Origin of the sequence: Streptomyces sp. NPDC057253 (assembly GCF_042669125.1) — a bacterium.
Lineage (GTDB): Bacteria > Actinomycetota > Actinomycetes > Streptomycetales > Streptomycetaceae > Streptomyces.
Genome location: NZ_JBHUXV010000165.1, coordinates 1 through 17,378, shown reverse-complemented (window position 1 = coordinate 17,378; position 17,378 = coordinate 1). Strand labels below are relative to the sequence as shown.

Sequence of the window (17,378 nt, the reverse complement as noted above, 5' to 3'; positions counted from 1 at the left end):
CCGCGCCCCTGGGTGGGTTACAGTCCCGCCCCCCACCGGACCGCAACGGGCCGCCGCAGGCATCTCAGGGGCGCGGGGAACTGCGCGACCAGCCCCCACTCACCCGCAGCCGCCCGACTACCGCACCCGGCACCCCCGTAGGCGCCTCCCGCTCAGGTAGTAGACCGCCGCCGACGAGCCCCCGGCCGCCGCTCACTCGGCCGCGTCACCGGATCCCCGGCCTCCACCGCCGCCGCCCGCCGCTTCAGCCCGAAGTCCGCAAGCGCCTCAGCCAGCCGATGCACGGACGGCTCAGGAGCCATCACATCCACCCGCAGCCCATGCTCCTCCGCGGTCTTCGCCGTAGCAGGACCGATACACGCGATCACGGTCACGTTGTGCGGCTTCCCGGCGATACCCACCAGGTTCCGCACCGTGGACGACGACGTGAAGAGCACCGCGTCGAAGCCACCGCCCTTGATCGCCTCCCGCGTCTCCGCCGGCGGCGGCGACGCCCGCACGGTCCGATACGCCGTGACGTCGTCGACCTCCCACCCGAGCTCGATCAGCCCGGCGACCAACGTCTCCGTGGCGATGTCGGCCCGCGGCAGGAACACCCGGTCGATCGGATCGAAAACAGGGTCGTACGGCGGCCAGTCCTCAAGAAGCCCCGCCGCCGACTGCTCACCACTGGGCACCAGATCCGGCTTCACACCAAACGCGATCAGCGCCTTCGCCGTCTGCTCCCCCACCGCGGCGACCTTGATCCCCGCGAAGGCCCGAGCATCGAGGCCGTACTCCTCGAACTTCTCCCGTACGGCCTTCACGGCATTGACCGAGGTGAACGCGATCCACTCGTAGCGCCCGGTCACGAGCCCCTTGACCGCCCGCTCCATCTGCTGAGGCGTCCGCGGCGGCTCCACGGCGATCGTCGGCACCTCGTGCGGCACCGCCCCGTAGGACCTGAGCTGGTCGGAGAGCGACGCCGCCTGCTCCTTCGTACGCGGCACGAGAACCTTCCAGCCGAACAGCGGCTTGTTCTCGAACCACGACAGCTGGTCGCGCTGGGCCGCGGAGGACCGCTCCCCGACCACGGCTATCACCGGCCGCCCGCCCTCGGGCGAGGGCAGCACCTTGGCCTGCTTCAGCGTCTGGGCGATGGTGCCCAGGGTCGCCGTCCAGGTCCGCTGCCGGGTCGTCGTACCGGCGACGGTGACCGTCATCGGGGTGTCGGGCTTGCGCCCGGCCGCGACCAGCTCACCGGCGACGGCGCCCACGGTGTCCAGGGTCGTCGACACGACCACGGTCCCGTCGGACGCCCCCACCTCCGTCCAGCACCGGTCGGAGGCCGTGCGCGCGTCGACGAACCGCACGTCCGCGCCCTGCGCGTCCCGCAGCGGCACACCGGCGTACGCGGGCACGCCGACGGCCGCGGCCACACCGGGCACGACCTCGAACGGAACGCCCGCGCGGGCGCAGGCCAGCATCTCCTCGGCGGCGTACGCGTCGAGTCCGGGGTCCCCGGACACCGCACGTACGACCCGCCTGCCGCCCCGCGCGGCCTCCATGACAAGATGTGCCGCATCCCGTACAGCGGGGGCAGGAGCGGTTGTTGACGTGCCGTCAACAACTGTCAGTTGGGGCGCGCCCGTGCCCGGAACCGGAGCCGAAGGCGACTCCGTGTCCGTGTTCACGACGGCGACGCCCGACCGAGCGTGGCCGCGCACGACGTCGAGCACTTCATGCCCGGCGACGAGAACGTCCGCGTTCGTGAGCGCCTCGACGGCGCGCAGAGTCAGCAGTCCCGGATCTCCGGGTCCGGCACCGAGGAAGGTGACGTGCCCGTGTTCAGGACCGGCGGGAAGGGTGGTGGGGCTCACTGTGCTCGCTCCCCCATCAGACCGGCCGCGCCCTGGGCAAGCATGTCGGCCGCGAGTTCACGGCCGAGCGCCATTGCTTGGTCGTACGTCTCGGGCACGGGACCGGTGGTGGACAACTGCACCGTGCGGGAGCCGTCGGTCGTGCCGACGACGGCCCGCAGGCGCATTTCCTTGACAATCTGCCCGTCGGCCAGCAGGTCGGCCAGCGCGCCCACAGGGGCGGAGCAGCCGGCCTCCAGGGCGGCGAGCAGTGACCGTTCGGCGGTCACGGCGACCCGCGTGAACGGGTCGTCGAGCTCACCGAGCGCTGCGATCAGGTCCGCGTTGTCCGCGGTGCACTCGATCGCGAGTGCTCCCTGGCCGGGAGCGGGCAAAACTGTGTCGACCGAGAGGAAATCGGTCACTTCGTCGATACGGCCGATGCGCTGCAGCCCTGCCGCAGCCAGCACCACCGCATCCAGCTCACCATCGCGCACGAACCGCACCCGGGTGTCGATGTTCCCCCGGATCGCAACCGTCTCGATATCAAGCCCGTGCGCGCGGGCGTACGCGTTCAGCTGGGCCATCCGCCGGGGCGAACCGGTGCCTATCCGCGCACCTCGGGGCAGGTCGGTGAACTTCAGGGCGTCCCGGGCGACGATGACGTCCCGCGGGTCCTCGCGCAGCGGTACGGCGGCCAGCGCCAGCTCGTCCGGCTGCCCGGTCGGCAGGTCCTTCAGCGAGTGCACCGCGAGGTCGACCTCGCCCTTGAGCAGGGCCTCGCGCAGCGCGGTCACGAAGACACCCGTGCCGCCGATCTGCGCGAGCGCCTCCCGCGACACATCGCCGTACGTGGTGATCTCGACGAGCTCGACGGGCCGCCCGGTCACCTGGCTCACGGCCTTGGCCACCTGCCCGGACTGGGCCATGGCGAGTTTGCTCCGCCTGGTCCCGAGCCGTAGCGCGTTGGTACTCATGCCGACCCTCGGCCTTCCTCATCGGTGGTGCTGTCCTCGGCGCGGGAGACGGCGGCCACCGTCTCGGGGTCGAGGTCGAACAGGGTCCGCAGCGCGTCCGCGTACCCGGCACCGCCGGGCTCGGCCGCGAGCTGCTTGACCCGTACGGTCGGCGCGTGCAGCAGTTTGTCGACGACGCGCCGCACGGTCTGCGTGATCTCGCTGCGCTGCTTGTCGTCCAGCCCCGGCAGCCGCCCGTCGAGCCGGGCGATCTCACCGGCGACGACATCGGCGGCCATGGTCCTGAGCGCGACGACGGTCGGCGTGATGTGCGCGGCCCTGAGCGCGGCCCCGAACGCGGCGACCTCGTCGGCGACGATACGGCGCACCTGGTCGACGTCGGCCGCCATGGGAGCGTCGGCCGCGGCCTCGGCCAGCGACTCGATGTCCACGAGCCGGACCCCGCCGAGGCGGTGCACGGCGGCGTCGATGTCCCGGGGCATGGCGAGGTCGAGCAGGAAGAGCGAGGGCGCGGGCCGCGGAATCTCAGCGACCGGCTCCGGCTTCCGCCGCTCGGGCACCCGCCCGAGAACAGCGGCGGCAGTGGCGAGCGAGGCGATGGCGTCGGCCTCCGCGAGCGGATCGACGAGAGCGACGGCCCCCTGCGGCCGGGGCGCGTTGTCCACCCAGGCAGCATGCTGCTCCAACTCAGAAGCAGCCATCCCGGCAACAGCGGCTTCCCCGAGCACGGAGAACCCGGCGGTGGCGGGCACGGGCGCCAAGTCCAGGGGGCAGTTTTCTTCCGTCCCATGGTCCGCGGGCAGTCGTGCCGCTTGGGCGGCACGGGTGGGCGCGGACGGCACCCCGCCAGCGCCGGGCTGCGTGTCCAACCCCCGGCCGGCAGCAACAGCCTCGGCAGTCAGAACCAGCCCCGTCGCTCCCGTACAAGACACCACAACATCGGCACGTGTCAGCTCGTCCGACACCGAATCCATCGGTACCGCACGGGCAACCACGTCCCCACTCTCGTTGAGGATTTCCGCCAGCCGCTCAGCACGCTCAGCCGTACGGTTGGCGATCACGACCTCGGAAACCCCCGCCCGCGAAAGCGTCGCCGCCGCCAGCGAGGACATCGACCCGGCCCCGATGACCAGCGCCTTCTTCCCCACCGCCCAGTCCTGCACGGCCGTACCGGAAGCAAGCTGCTCCAGCCCGAAGGTCACCAGTGACTGCCCGGCCCGGTCGATCCCGGTCTCGGAGTGCGCCCGCTTGCCGACCCGCAGCGCCTGCTGGAAGAGGTCGTTCAGCAACCGCCCGGCGGTGTGCAGCTCCTGCGCGCGGGCCAGCGAGTCCTTTATCTGCCCGAGGATCTGCCCCTCCCCGACGACCATGGAGTCGAGCCCACAGGCCACCGAGAAGAGGTGATGGACGGCACGGTCCTCGTAGTGCACGTACAGATAGGGCGTGAGCTCGTCGAGCCCCACCCCGCTGTGCTGGGCGAGCAGGGTCGACAGCTCGGCCACGCCCGCGTGGAACTTGTCCACGTCGGCGTACAGCTCGATCCGGTTGCAGGTGGCGAGCACCGCGGCCTCGGCGGCCGGCTCCGCGGCGACCGTGTCCTGGAGCAACTTCACCTGCGCATCGACATGCAGCGCCGCCCGCTCCAGCACGCTGACCGGTGCGCTGCGGTGGCTCAGTCCGACGACGAGGAGACTCATGCCGGCATCACGGCGGGTACGTCCCCGTCGGGCCCTTTGTCGGAGGAGGTGGAGGCAGAGGCAGAGGCGGCTGCCGAGGCGGAAGCCGAGACACCGCGCCCGGTGGCGACCGGACCGGCACCGTCGGAGCCGGCGGCCTCCTCACCGGCCTTGCGCTGCTCGTGGAAGGCGAGGATCTGCAGCTCGATGGAGAGGTCGACCTTGCGCACGTCGACGCCGTCCGGCACGGACAGCACGGTCGGCGCGAAGTTCAGGATGGAGGTGACCCCGGCGGCCACGAGCCGGTCGCAGACGGGCTGGGCGGCACCGGCGGGGGTGGCGATGACACCGATCGACACGCCGTTGTCCTCGATGATCTTTTCCAGGTCGTCGCTGTGCTGCACGGGGATCCCGGCGACCGGCTTTCCGGCCATTGCGGGATCGGCGTCGATGAGGGCCGCGACCCTGAATCCACGGGACGCGAAGCCGCCGTAGTTGGCGAGCGCGGCGCCGAGGTTGCCGATGCCGACGATCACAACCGGCCAGTCCTGGGTCAGGCCGAGTTCGCGGGAGATCTGGTAGACGAGATACTCGACGTCGTAGCCGACACCGCGCGTTCCGTAAGAACCCAGGTAAGAGAAGTCCTTGCGCAGCTTCGCGGAGTTGACCCCCGCGGCCGCGGCCAGCTCCTCGGAGGAGACCGTGGGTACCGAGCGCTCCGACAGCGCGGTCAGGGCTCGTAGGTACAGCGGAAGCCTGGCGACGGTGGCCTCGGGAATCCCTCGGCTACGGGTCGCCGGTCGGTGAGTTCGGCCAGTTGCCACGGTGCTCCTGCGGGTAGAGCGGGGCTGTGGGCGGTCATGCGTCCCCGGACCGCCCCGTCGAATGCAGGCTATGTCTTTGTGAACGCGTGCACAAAGATGGTGTCCGATTTGCCCGGCCAACGTGACCGGGGTCACGCGCGTCTCTCTCGGAGGCAAAACCGCACACTTCCCTCATCAATCCCGCCCCCGAAGACCAAGTCGCCATCGATCCTAGGCGACCAACGGGACCAGTTGGACTAGTCGGTCAGGGCCTTGCGCAGCCGCTGCTCGTCCACACGCCAGAAAGTGTGCTGCTCCCCGTCGACGAGTACCACCGGGATCTGTTCCCAGTACTGGTCGTGCAGTTGAGGATCCTCGGCGATGCTCTTCTGCTCCCAGGGAACCCCGAGATCTCCACACACCTTCTCGATCACCGACTGTGCGTCATCACACAGGTGGCAGCCCGGCTTGCGGATGAGGGTGACGAGCCGTTCGCCGGGGACTTTGGCCGCGCCGCGGCGGAAGAGGGGACTCATGCAGGCCATTCTCCCGCCTGATTAACGACGGAGTCTCGGAGAGTTCACACCCTCCAAACCTCACGACTCCGGAACCCCCGAACAAACTGGCTATGCTCACGCCATGGCCGCTCTCGGATGGCTCACTCCCCGTAGGCGCTCCGCCACGGCGCGAAGCGTGTTGGCAGGCGAGGCCTCGGCGGAGGCCGCGCGCAAGTCGGTACCCGCCGAGGAACCCGCGTTCCCGGTGCTCGGCGACGACAAGGCAGCCGCGTTCTTCGACCTGGACAACACCGTGATGCAAGGTGCGTCCCTCTTCCACTTCGGCCGCGGCCTGTACAAGCGGAAGTTCTTCGAGACCCGCGACCTCGCGAAGTTCGCCTGGCAGCAGGCGTGGTTCCGCCTCGCCGGCTTCGAGGACCCCGAGCACATGCAGGAGGCCCGCGACTCCGCCCTGTCCATCGTCAAGGGCCACCGCGTCGCCGAGCTCCAGTCGATCGGCGAGGAGATCTACGACGAGTACATGGCCGAGCGCATCTGGCCGGGCACCCGCGCGCTCGCGCAGGCCCACCTGGACGCCGGCCAGAAGGTGTGGCTGGTCACGGCGGCACCGGTGGAGATCGCCCAGGTGATCGCGCGCCGGCTCGGCCTCACCGGCGCCCTGGGCACGGTCGCGGAGTCGGTGGACGGCGTCTACACCGGCAAGCTGGTCGGCGAACCGCTGCACGGCCCCGCGAAGGCGGAGGCGGTCCGCGCCCTGTCCGCGGCGGAGGGCCTGGACCTGTCCCGCTGCGCCGCCTACAGCGACAGTCACAACGACATCCCGATGCTCTCCCTGGTCGGCCACCCCTACGCGATCAACCCGGACACCAAGCTGCGCAAGCACGCCCGTCAACTGGACTGGCGGCTGCGCGACTACCGCACCGGCCGCAAGGCGGCGAAGGTCGGCATCCCGGCAGCGGCCGGAGTGGGCGCGGTGGCGGGCGGCACGGCGGCGGCGATCGCCCTGCACAAGCGCCGTCGGTAACCAGGCAAACACACCAATCCACGGGTTTTGCCCGCGTAACGCCGTGTCCAGCGGCATTGGCTGCACACGGCCACAACACGCCCCCTTCCCTGACGGAACGCGACCGCTTTCGATCAACAAGCGGTCACTCTGCGGTACTTGATAGGGCATCAATCGGTTACAGAAGCGACGTAATCGATGAATAGAGCAACTGGGTGTAGCAGGGCCTGCACTAAGCGTTATTCTCCTCAGACGCAATCCGGTACCCCTTCCGTCGCTACGACGGGTGAACGGTCCCGCACTGCACGTGATGGAAGCTCTGCCTCTGGGAGTCCCGTGTACCCACACGTCGGGGTTGACGCCTCGGGCCTGGCTACGCTGCGCGCAACGGTCCAGGACCTGTTGCGCGGCTTCGTCCCCACCGCGTACGCCGTCCCCGCCCTAGCCGTGGCCACGGCACCGATCGGTCCGTGCTACGCACTGGCCGAAGGTTCCGCGGCCGTCGGCAGACGAGGGCGTTCGACCGGTGCCGCAACGGCCCGCCGTCCGGCCGCGGACAGCGACAGCGCCCGCATGATGGACCTGGTCGAACGCGCCCAGGCCGGCGAGGCCGACGCCTTCGGCCGCCTGTACGACCAGTACAGCGACACCGTCTACCGGTACATCTACTACCGGGTGGGAGGTAAGGCCACCGCCGAGGACCTGACGAGCGAGACGTTCCTGCGCGCGCTGCGCAGGATCGGCACCTTCACCTGGCAGGGCCGCGACTTCGGCGCCTGGCTCGTCACCATCGCGCGCAACCTCGTCGCCGACCACTTCAAGTCGAGCCGCTTTCGCCTGGAGGTCACCACCGGCGAGATGCTCGACGCCAACGAGGTCGAGCGCTCGCCCGAGGACTCCGTCCTGGAGTCCCTCTCCAACGCCGCGCTGCTGGACGCCGTCCGCCGGCTCAACCCGCAGCAGCAGGAGTGCGTGACCCTCCGCTTCCTCCAGGGCCTCTCGGTCGCCGAGACCGCCCGGGTCATGGGGAAGAACGAGGGCGCCATCAAAACCCTGCAGTACCGGGCCGTGCGCACCCTGGCCCGGCTCCTCCCGGACGACGCCCGCTGAGAGTGCACGCCCGGTAACCATCAACTCGCTCTCGGTGAAAGTCCGTTGACTCCCCGATCCGATCATCCGCAGTCCGTAACCCAAGTGCCGCGCCGCTCGTTGTGCGGGATGCAGGCTCCCTGTGGTCACTCCCTGGCCGACATCGATCACCCGATCGTGTGCTTGTGGTCAGCGTGTGCAACCCTCAGGACCCCCTGGGGAGTCGACCGTCATGACGAGAGGAGGTGCCGCCAGTGATCGCGAACGTATCGGCGCACCGGCGGGCGAACGCCTTCGCCCAGGCCCTGGAGGAGCAGTCCGACCGGGACCCGGCGGCCGAGCAGTCCGAAGGACACCCGCCGGCCACCGCGGAACACCCCGGGCAGGACCGCCTGTTGACCCTCGCGGAGTGTCTCGGCGAGCTGCCCAGGCCCGAGCTGGACCCCGAGGTCAAGGTCGTCCAGCGGGCCCAACTGGTGGCCGCGATGGAAGCCATGCTGCTGGAGGGCACCGGGCCCGAGCCCGCGGTCCCCGAGCAGCGCTCCCACCGGGCCAAGGGCGCGCACCGGGCGAGTGGGCTGGGCAAACTGCGACCGCGTTCCCGGCTCACCAAGGGCCTGGCGGCGGGCGGCCTGAGCGTCGGAGTCGCCGCCGGCGCCTTCGGCGGAGTCGCCGCGGCCAGCTCGGACGCCCTGCCTGGGGACTCGCTGTACGGCCTCAAACGCGGCATCGAGGACTTCAAGCTCACCTACCTGTCCGACGGGGACGACGAGCGCGGTGTCGCCTACCTCGACCAGGCGTCCACCCGGCTGAACGAGGCCCGTCGGCTGATGGAGCGGGGCCGGGGCGGCCACCTCGACCACGAGTCCGTGGGCGAGATCCGCCGCGCGCTGTCCGGGATGCAGCACGACGCGGCCGAGGGCCACCGGCTGTTGCACGAGGCGTACGAGCGCGACCCGAACTCCCTGGGCCCCATCCAGGCCCTCGCCGGCTTCTCGCGCTCGCACCGCGAGGCCTGGGGCGCGCTCCGCGAGCGGCTCCCCGTGCAACTCGGCGATGTCAGCGACCAGGTGTCGTCGGTCTTCGACGCCATAGACGAAGAGGTCGCCCCGCTCCAGTCCCTGCTCCCCGAGACCCCGTCCCAGGACGGCGGCGAGGGCGGCGGCCGGCGTCAGGGCTCCGGCTCGGGATCCTCGGACACCTCGACCGGCTCCGACCGCTCGGCAGCCCCCGGCACCGGCGGCTCCTCCGAGCACAACAGCGGCGGCAACCCCAGCAAGGCGGCCCCCTCCGGCAGCCACGACGACGGCCTCCTGGGCGGCAGCACCGGCGGCCTCCTGGACCCCCCGAAGTCCACGGACACCACCACCCCGACCTCCCCGTCCCCCTCAACAGCCCCGGACGTCACCGTCCCGCCCCTCCTCCCCGGCCTCCTCCCGGGCCTGGGCATCAACGGCGAGCAATCCAACTAGCTCTTCCGCTACGACGGTGGGGGCGCCCTCTCTGGAAAGGGCGCCCCCACCGTCGTACTCCCAACACCGTCAGAAGAACACCGACCGCCGCTGCACCAACAGCTTGTAGAGCGTGTGCTGGATCTGTTCCCTCACCTGGTCCGTCAGGTTGAACATCAGCATCGGGTCCTCGGCGGCCTCCGGCGGATAGCCGTCCGTGGGGATCGGCTCACCGAACTGGATCGTCCACTTGGTGGGGAGCGGGACGGCGCCCAGCGGGCCCAGCCACGGGAAGGTCGGAGTCAGCGGGAAGTACGGGAAGCCCAGCAGGCGCGCCAGGGTCTTCGCGTTGCCGATCATCGGGTAGATCTCCTCCGCGCCCACGATCGAGCACGGGATGATCGGCGTGCGCTGACGCAGGGCCGTGGAGACGAAGCCGCCCCGGCCGAAGCGCTGGAGCTTGTAGCGCTCGCTGAAGGGCTTGCCGATGCCCTTGAAGCCCTCCGGCATCACACCGACCACCTCGCCCTGGCCGAGCAGCCGTTCCGCGTCCTCCGCGCAGGCCAGGGTGTGACCGAGCTTGCGGGCCAGCTCGTTGACGACCGGCAGCATGAACACCAGGTCCGCCGCGAGCAGCCGTAGATGCCGCCCCGCGGGGTGGTGGTCGTGGACGGCGACCTGCATCATCAGCCCGTCCAGCGGCAGCGTCCCCGAGTGGTTGGCGACGATCAGCGCGCCGCCCTCCGCCGGGATGTTCTCGACGCCCTTCACCTCGACCCGGAAGTACTTCTCGTACACCGGCCGCAGCAGGGACATCAGGACCTGGTCGGTGAGCTCCTCGTCGTACCCGAAGTCGTCGACCTCGTAGTCCCCCGTGAGGCGGCGACGCAGGAAGTTGAGACCCCCCGCGATCCGTCGCTCCAGACCGCCCTCGTCGTGCCCCTGCTCCGGCGGCTCTTCCTCACGCGTCACAGGAACATCATCCTGCGCGGAGCCCCTGCTGGGCAGGGGCTGGACCTCGCGGACCAGCGCGGGTTCGGGACCCTTGCGCCGGCTCCCCGCACTCCGGCGTCGCTGCGGCCGCTGTACGGCGCCCGCGCGGGACCGGTCGTCGTCGAACGGAATGACCTTGGCGTCCGCCATCGTTGATGCGCTCCTCAGTTGGCGCTCTGCGTCGGGGGGTGGCCGCCGCCGGCGAGCAGCGGCAGCGCGGCGATCCGGTCGACGGCCCCCGCGAGGGCCTCCGGCGGCACCAGCCCGGGACCCTGGCTGCGCGCGAATTCCGCGAAGGTCTCCGCCGTCGTGTACTTCGGCCGGAACCCGAGCGTCTCGCGCATCTGGACCGTCGACACGACCCGGCCATGGGTCAGCAGCCGGATCTGCTCGGGCGAGAAGTCCGTCATCCCCAGCGTACGCACCAGCGACCCGGCCCAGGTGACGGCCGGCAGCAGCAGCGGCACGGTGGGCCGCCCGAGCCGCCGGGAACACTGCGACAGCAACAGGACGCCGTCGCCCGCGATGTTGAAGGTGCCGCTGTTCAGCGTGCCCCGCTCAGGATCGTGCGAGGCGATCCTGAGCACCTCGATCACGTCGTCCTCGTGCACGAACTGAAGCCGCGGGTCGTACCCGAACACGGTCGGCAGCACCGGCAGCGCGAAGTACGAGGCGAGCGGGGTGTCCGCCGTGGGCCCCAGGATGTTGGCGAACCTGAGCACGCACACGGCCACGTCGGGGCGCCGCCGCGCGAACCCCCGCACATACCCCTCGACCTCGACCGCGTCCTTGGCGAACCCGCCGGAGGGCAGGGACTTGGGCGGGGTGGTCTCCGTGAACACGGCCGGATCGCGCGGCGCCGAGCCGTACACGTTCGTACTGGACTTCACCACCAGCCGCCGCACGTTCGGCGACTTCTGACACGCCCCGAGCAGCTGCATGGTGCCGATGACGTTGGTCTCCTTGACCGTGGTCCGGCTCCCGCTGCCCAGCGCCATCGCCGTCACATCCAGGTGTACGACGGTGTCGGCGGCCGTCTCGGCCAGCACCCGGGCGATACCGGGCTGCCTGATGTCCGCCTGGATGAAGTCGGCGCCGCCCAGATGGTGCTCGGGCGTGACCGCGTCCACGGCGATCACCCGGTCGACCTGCGGGTCACGCTGGATGCGTCGTACGAAGCGGCCGCCCAGCTGTCGGGCCACTCCGGTCACGAGCACGACCTTTCCCAAGATCAGCGCCTTCCTTCCAGCCGTGGTCCGGCTCTGGTGCCGCCCTCATGACGGCACCGGTCCCTGTGCCGCGTTCCCCGTGTGCCGCCAACTTAGCGGTTCGATGTTGCGCTGTGATGACCGCCCGCTGCGTGAGGTGACGACATCCAGCCCACCGCCACACTCCCGACACGCATGTGGCCCCCCACCGACATCGGGTGGGGGGCCACAGACACGCTGCTTGCGCGGCGTCGCCTTACTTCTTGTTGCGACGCTGAACGCGCGTGCGCTTGAGCAGCTTGCGGTGCTTCTTCTTAGCCATCCGCTTGCGCCGCTTCTTGATAACAGAGCCCACGACTACCCTCGCTCACTTCTCATCACTCGGTGCTGGGCATCATGGGCCCACACGACCTACGAGGGGCTAGCCTACCCGCCCGAGCGCTGAGGTCGTAATCGAGGTGAACCGGGGAGATCGGGCAGGGGGTCCGCGAGTGCCCTGAGGCCCCCATGGACCTCCCCGGAACCGCGCCGTCAGGCTGTCTCCACCCCCACGTAACTCTCGCGGAGGTACTCGTGAACCGCGTTCTCGGGGACGCGGAAGGACCGCCCCACCCTGATCGCGGGCAGATGACCGCTGTGCACCAACCGGTACACGGTCATCTTCGACACTCGCATCACCGAGGCGACCTCCGCCACGGTAAGGAACTGAACCTCGCTCAGAGGCCTCTGCTCAGCAGCCATGACACACCTGAACCTTCCGCACTCGACGGCCACCGGCTTCCCCTTCCGGTGACTCTTCGTCGCTGCGTGCTCACTCCCCAATGTAGGGGCGGGTGATGCAAGTGGGGAAGAGGTGCACCCATCGGCGGCCTACTGTGACAGACACGCTCGATTGAGTACGTAGCGGGTCAGCGGCCGGTAGTAATCAGACCGCACACCGTCATCAAGTGGAACGACGACGGACACGGCCCCCTCGGCCTCCCCCACAAAGAGCGCGGGGTCATCCGTATCCGCCAGCCCAATGGCCTCAAACCCCAGCTGACCTGCTCCGCAGACCCATCCGTGATCCCCGATCACCAGCTCGGGAAGTATCCCGCCGCTCTCCGCCGCGGCCGCCAGGGCCAGCCGAACCGGGAGCGGCGAGTGCGTGTGTGCGCCCGGCTCACCACCGGAGCTCTTCGCGTCCGGCGCCCGCACGAGCGCGACTCCTCGTACGTAGTCAAGGTTGTACGTACGTAGACCGAACCGGGTCGTTATGTCGACACGGCGACCATGCGCGGGGGTGAGGACGGTACATCCCACCGCCGAGAGGGCGTCCGCGAGAGCGGCGTAGAAGCCGAGCAACCGATGCGGATGCCCGGTGCCGATCAGCACAGGCCCGCTGCGCTGGGCAACTGCCGCGAGCCGCTCCGCGAAGGCGTCGAGCGCGACGAGGGTCCGCTCAGGATCAATCACATCCCGGCCAGTTGTACACCTCAAGTCGCCCGAAACCCCGCACTTGTCGGCCATGAGACCGACCAGATCCCGCACATTCCACGCCAACTCAGGATCAATCCCGATCAGCACCCGAGGATCCCGAGCCGCGAACAACCGATAACTCCGCAGACTCTCCTCCCGAGAGGTGGCCACGGTCCCGGCGAGACGAGCGGCCAGCAGGTGGGCGCGGAGGGCGGCGGTGCTCAACACGGAGTGATGGTGACGGATGGTGGCGCCCGGTACTTCGGGAACAGCGATTTACCGCACAGTCGGAGTAACCAGGACTGCACGTACCTAGGGGCGCGGGGAACTGCGCGACCAGCCACAACGCACCCGCAGCCGCCGTACGACACAGCGAGGCACTTCCGTGGGCGTCCCTCAGGCGAGAAGCCCCCGCAACGGAAACACCGCCCGCCGAGTAGCCAACACCGCCTGATCCAGCCGATCCGCAGGGTCATACCCCGCATCCCACTCCGCATAGGACACCGGCCACCGCCCATCCGTCATCCGCGCAGGCGCCAACTGCCGAGTCCGAGCAAACACGTCCTGCCGCCACCCTTCAGGAATCATCGCCTCAGGCTCGATCTCCCGCCCCGCAGCAATCCCCACCAGATGCGTCCAGGACCGAGGCACGACATCCACCACGGCGTACCCCCCACCCCCCAGCGCGATCCACCGCCCCCCGGCATACGAGTGCGCCAGCTCATGACAGGCCACCTGCACCGCCCGCTGCGCGTCCAACGACACCGCGAGATGAGCCAGCGGATCCTCGAAATGCGTGTCGGCGCCATGCTGGGTCACCAACACATCCGGCCGGAAGTCAGCGATCAGCTCCGGCACCACGGCATGAAACGCCCGCAACCACCCGGCGTCCCCCGTCCCCGCCGGCAGCGCCACGTTCACCGCACTGCCCTCGGCCGAGCCCGCCCCGGTCTCCTCAGGCCACCCGGTCTGCGGAAACAACGTCCGGGGATGCTCGTGCAAGGAGATCGTCAGAACCCGGGGATCCTCCCAGAACGCCGCCTGCACCCCGTCCCCGTGATGCACGTCCACATCCACATAGGCGACCCGCGACGCCCCCAGCTCCAGCAACCGCGCGATCGCCAGCGACGCGTCGTTGTAGATGCAGAACCCCGACGCACCCCCCGGCATCGCGTGATGCAGCCCGCCCGCGAAGTTCACCGCGTGCAGCGCGTCCCCCCGCCACACCGCCTCCGCGGCCCCCACCGACTGCCCCGCGATCAGCGCGGACACCTCGTGCATCCGCGCGAAGGCCGGATCGTCCAACGTCCCCAGCCCGTACGACTGGTCGGCCGCCCCGGGATCCTCGGAAGCCGCCTTCACGGCCTCGACGTAGTCCTCCCGGTGCACGAGCCGCAACGTCGACTCGCCGGCCGCCTTCGCGGCCACGACCTCCACGTCCCGGTCCAGCCCGAAGGCGTCCACCAGTCGCCGGGTCAGATCGAGCCGGACCGGATCCATCGGATGGTCCGGACCGAAGTCATAGCCCGTTACTGCCTCGTCCCACATCAGCTGTGCGCGGCCGCTCATGCCCGCCACCGTATCGGTCCGGTTGAGCCTCGAACGACTTGGCGTACACCAGCGTCACCAGCACCAACACCATCGGCACCAGCATGGCCCCGCGATAGCTCCACGCGTCCCCCAAGGCCCCCACCAAGGCCGAACCGACCAGGAACCCGACATAGTTGAAGACATTGAGCCGCGCCACCGCCGCATCCGACGCCCCCGGGAACAACCGCCCCGCCGCCGCGAAGGTCTGCGGCACCAGCACGCACAACCCCACCCCGAGCAGCGTGAACCCGAGCATCCCCACCCACGCCCCGGGCGCCACGGCCACCACCGCGAACCCCCCGGCCGCCACCAGCGCCCCCAGCCGTACGACCGCCACCGCCCCGAACCGCCGTACCCCGAAGTCCCCGATGGCCCGCCCGACCAGGGTCGTCACCATGTAGACGTTGTACGGCACGGTCGCCAGCTGCTCACTGCTGCCGAGGACGTCCTGGAGGTACTTGGCACTCCAGTTGGAGACGGTCGAGTCGCCTATGTAGGCGAAGGTCATCACCAGGCACAGCGGCAACAGCAGCTTGAAGACGATCCCGTCCCCACCGCTGCGCGCCTCCTCCTCGACAGTGGGGACGGCGGGACCGTCCCCGTCGACGTACCACCGACTCCCCACCAGGCACAGCGGCAACAGCACCACCACGACCGGCAGATAGGACACGAACAGCGCGAGATGCCAGTGCGCCCCCACCCAGGCCAGCGAGGCGCCCACTATCCCGCCGAGGCTGAACACCGCGTGGAAGCTCAGCATGATGCTGCGCCCGTACGCCCGCTGGAGGCTCACCCCGAGCATGTTCATGGACGCGTCGAGCATGCCGACGGCCAGCCCGAACGCGGCGAGCGAGACACCCAGCTCCACCATCGAGTCCCCGGCCCCGACCCCGATCAGCGCCAGGAGCACGACGGGCTGGGCGTACCGCAGCAGCCGGCTCGGCCGGATCCGCTTCACCAGCTGCTCGGTCGAGACACTCCCGACCCCGGCGAGGATCGGCACGGCGGCCAGGAAGGCGGGCAGCAGGGCGTCGGAGACCCCGTACCGGTCCTGGATGGCGGGGATCCGCGTCACCAGCAGAGCAAAGGCGACACCTTGCGCGAAGAAGCTGAACGCCAAAGAGGCCCTACCGCGCCGCAGCACATCTGTCATGGCGGCGAGCGTAGGGCCCCAACGTACTCGTGGGTAGATCCAGCCAAAGGTGAATTTCCCTCAGCTTTACCGAGCGAGGGCGACCTCGGGCATCGAGGGGGCGCCGGCCTTCGTCTCCGCGATCAGCATCCCGGCCATCGGCCCGGCGCCCAGCGCCCCGCTGACCAGGAAGGCCACCACCATCGACCCGACCATCACCACGGACCCGAGCCACACCATCGTGTCCACCGGCAGCGTGTACGCCCCCACGACCCTGCCCACGCACTCCGCCAGCAGTACGACACCCCACACCACGGAGAACCGCCGCTCGGCCCGCCGGAACTCCACCGACCCCGCCATGAGCCGCGCCCAGGCGGCCTCCCGCTCCGCGATCCCCTTCACCAGCCAGGGCTTCATCCCCGCCGTCATCATCGGCTTCCCCAGCGCCACGGAGACGAGGATGCCGATCCCGACCACACTGCTGACCCCGCTGTCCTTGGCGAGCATCAGCCGCGGGTCCCCGGCGACGAAGCTGAGCAGCAGCCCCACGACGTTGACGACGAGGATGAGCGCGGCGAGCCCGTTGACCGTCCGCTCCCGCACCACGCTCCAGCCGGTCCGCACCGCGGGCACGACACTGCTGAGCCCCAACGCCATCAGCGTGCTCACCCCGAGCCCGTCCTTGAGCAGGTAGTACGCCCCGATCGGCACAGCCACGTCCACGATGAGGGGAGTCAGGTTCGCGCGCTTCGAGTTCGTCTTCGTCGTCATGCCCTCAGCTTCTCGCCCAGCCTCGGGTCCGCAGTAGAAACGATCGTCCGGAGCTCGGCATGACAAATGTCAGACGAGCAGGTCGAGCAACTCCCCCATGTCGGAGAAGAGTTGAGTGGCCCCGGCGAGCTTGGCGGCAGGTGTCATCGCGGTGAACCCGTACACGTCCATCCCCGCAGCATTGGCCGCCCTCACACCCAGCGGGCTGTCCTCGACCACCACACACCGCCCGGGTTCGACCCCCATCCGCTCGGCGGCATGGAGAAACAGATCCGGCGCCGGCTTGCCCCGCCCCACATCCTCCGAGCTGAAGATCCGCGCGTCCTCGAACCACCGGTCCAGCCCGGCCGCCCGATGCCCCACCCGGATCCGCGCATGACTCCCGGAGGACGCGACACAGTACGGCACGCCGTCCGCGGCCAACTTCTCCAGTACGCCCGTGACGCCGGCCACCGCCTCCAACTCCCGCTCGAACGCGGTGAACACCCTCGCGTGGAAGACGTCGTCGAAGTCCGGGGGCAGCCGCTGTCCGGTGCGCTCCAGTACGACCTCATGGACCCGGTGCATGGCGGCGCCCATGTAGTCCCGGATGGAGTCCTCGTAGGAGGTCGGATGCCCGAGCTCCGTCAGATAGGCGGCCAGGTGCCGATTGGAGATCGGCTCACTGTCGACGAGGACTCCGTCGTTGTCGAAGATGACGAGGTCATAGCGCATGCTGTTCACCATAAACGCAGAAAGGCCCACACCATAAGGTGTGGGCCTTTCCGTTAAAAGGAGTTCGGCGGTGTCCTACTCTCCCACAGGGTCCCCCCTGCAGTACCATCGGCGCTGTAAGGCTTAGCTTCCGGGTTCGGAATGTAACCGGGCGTTT

17 protein-coding genes and 1 rRNA gene are annotated in these 17,378 nt (G+C 69.7%); 3 read left to right on the top strand and 15 right to left on the bottom strand.

The window, feature by feature from the left end; genetic code table 11:
• Positions 1–152: 152 nt before the first annotated feature.
• The 5 genes from ACFULQ_RS44365 to ACFULQ_RS44345 all read right to left on the bottom strand — a co-directional run bounded on the left by ACFULQ_RS44365 (position 153) and on the right by ACFULQ_RS44345 (position 5,839).
• Complete coding sequence (locus ACFULQ_RS44365) at positions 153–1,859, bottom strand: uroporphyrinogen-III synthase (protein WP_383556130.1); 1,707 nt, start codon at positions 1,857–1,859, stop codon at positions 153–155.
• Positions 1,856–2,815, bottom strand: a complete 960-nt coding sequence (hemC, locus tag ACFULQ_RS44360) for a hydroxymethylbilane synthase (RefSeq protein ID WP_383556127.1) — start codon at positions 2,813–2,815, stop codon at positions 1,856–1,858. Before hemC ends, ACFULQ_RS44365 begins: the two co-directional genes overlap by 4 nt.
• Entirely contained in the window at positions 2,812–4,512 is a 1,701-nt protein-coding gene (locus tag ACFULQ_RS44355; RefSeq protein WP_383556124.1) for a glutamyl-tRNA reductase, read from the bottom strand. Before ACFULQ_RS44355 ends, hemC begins: the two co-directional genes overlap by 4 nt.
• Positions 4,509–5,315: a redox-sensing transcriptional repressor Rex gene (locus ACFULQ_RS44350; protein WP_383556122.1), complete on the bottom strand. Its 807-nt coding sequence runs from the start codon at positions 5,313–5,315 to the stop codon at positions 4,509–4,511. The genes ACFULQ_RS44355 and ACFULQ_RS44350 overlap by 4 nt, the downstream gene beginning before the upstream one ends.
• A 236-nt stretch (positions 5,316–5,551) precedes the next feature.
• On the bottom strand, positions 5,552–5,839 hold the full coding sequence (locus ACFULQ_RS44345) for a glutaredoxin family protein (RefSeq protein WP_383556120.1): 288 nt from the start codon (positions 5,837–5,839) through the stop codon (positions 5,552–5,554).
• A 94-nt stretch (positions 5,840–5,933) separates the two neighbouring features.
• Between ACFULQ_RS44345 and ACFULQ_RS44340 the strand changes: the two genes are divergently transcribed.
• The 3 genes from ACFULQ_RS44340 (at position 5,934) to ACFULQ_RS44330 (ending at position 9,376) form a co-directional block, all read left to right on the top strand.
• A complete protein-coding gene (locus tag ACFULQ_RS44340) occupies positions 5,934–6,836 on the top strand; it encodes an HAD family hydrolase (RefSeq protein ID WP_383556117.1) in 903 nt (300 codons plus the stop codon).
• Between the two features lie 315 nt (positions 6,837–7,151).
• The gene (locus ACFULQ_RS44335) at positions 7,152–7,925 is read left to right on the top strand and encodes an ECF subfamily RNA polymerase sigma factor, BldN family (protein WP_028809350.1); all 774 of its coding nucleotides are present in this window, start codon (positions 7,152–7,154) and stop codon (positions 7,923–7,925) included.
• 233 nt (positions 7,926–8,158) lie between these two features.
• On the top strand, positions 8,159–9,376 hold the full coding sequence (locus ACFULQ_RS44330) for a DUF5667 domain-containing protein (protein WP_383556115.1): 1,218 nt from the start codon (positions 8,159–8,161) through the stop codon (positions 9,374–9,376).
• 69 nt (positions 9,377–9,445) lie between these two features.
• Here the strand turns inward: ACFULQ_RS44330 and ACFULQ_RS44325 are convergent, their stop codons facing one another.
• From ACFULQ_RS44325 to rrf, 10 genes are all read right to left on the bottom strand, one after another.
• Positions 9,446–10,498, bottom strand: coding sequence for a lysophospholipid acyltransferase family protein (locus tag ACFULQ_RS44325; RefSeq protein WP_383556112.1), 1,053 nt, complete (start codon positions 10,496–10,498; stop codon positions 9,446–9,448).
• 14 nt (positions 10,499–10,512) lie between these two features.
• Positions 10,513–11,577, bottom strand: a complete 1,065-nt coding sequence (locus tag ACFULQ_RS44320; RefSeq protein ID WP_383556109.1) for an NAD-dependent epimerase/dehydratase family protein — start codon at positions 11,575–11,577, stop codon at positions 10,513–10,515.
• A 235-nt stretch (positions 11,578–11,812) separates the two neighbouring features.
• Entirely contained in the window at positions 11,813–11,911 is a 99-nt protein-coding gene (locus ACFULQ_RS44315) for a 30S ribosomal protein bS22 (protein WP_003948845.1), read from the bottom strand.
• A gap of 176 nt (positions 11,912–12,087) precedes the next feature.
• A complete protein-coding gene (locus ACFULQ_RS44310) occupies positions 12,088–12,297 on the bottom strand; it encodes a helix-turn-helix domain-containing protein (protein WP_016437488.1) in 210 nt (69 codons plus the stop codon).
• Between the two features lie 129 nt (positions 12,298–12,426).
• Entirely contained in the window at positions 12,427–13,242 is an 816-nt protein-coding gene (locus ACFULQ_RS44305; RefSeq protein ID WP_383556107.1) for a phosphatase, read from the bottom strand.
• A 168-nt stretch (positions 13,243–13,410) separates the two neighbouring features.
• Positions 13,411–14,583, bottom strand: a complete 1,173-nt coding sequence (locus ACFULQ_RS44300; RefSeq protein WP_383556105.1) for an acetoin utilization protein AcuC — start codon at positions 14,581–14,583, stop codon at positions 13,411–13,413.
• Positions 14,534–15,757 (bottom strand): MFS transporter, encoded by a 1,224-nt coding sequence (locus tag ACFULQ_RS44295; RefSeq protein WP_383556103.1) that lies wholly within the window; start codon positions 15,755–15,757, stop codon positions 14,534–14,536. Before ACFULQ_RS44295 ends, ACFULQ_RS44300 begins: the two co-directional genes overlap by 50 nt.
• A gap of 66 nt (positions 15,758–15,823) precedes the next feature.
• The gene (locus ACFULQ_RS44290; protein WP_383556101.1) at positions 15,824–16,507 is read right to left on the bottom strand and encodes a VC0807 family protein; all 684 of its coding nucleotides are present in this window, start codon (positions 16,505–16,507) and stop codon (positions 15,824–15,826) included.
• A 69-nt stretch (positions 16,508–16,576) separates the two neighbouring features.
• The gene (locus ACFULQ_RS44285) at positions 16,577–17,221 is read right to left on the bottom strand and encodes an HAD family hydrolase (RefSeq protein ID WP_383556099.1); all 645 of its coding nucleotides are present in this window, start codon (positions 17,219–17,221) and stop codon (positions 16,577–16,579) included.
• Between the two features lie 62 nt (positions 17,222–17,283).
• Positions 17,284–17,378 (bottom strand): 5S ribosomal RNA (gene rrf, locus ACFULQ_RS44280); the annotation flags it as partial.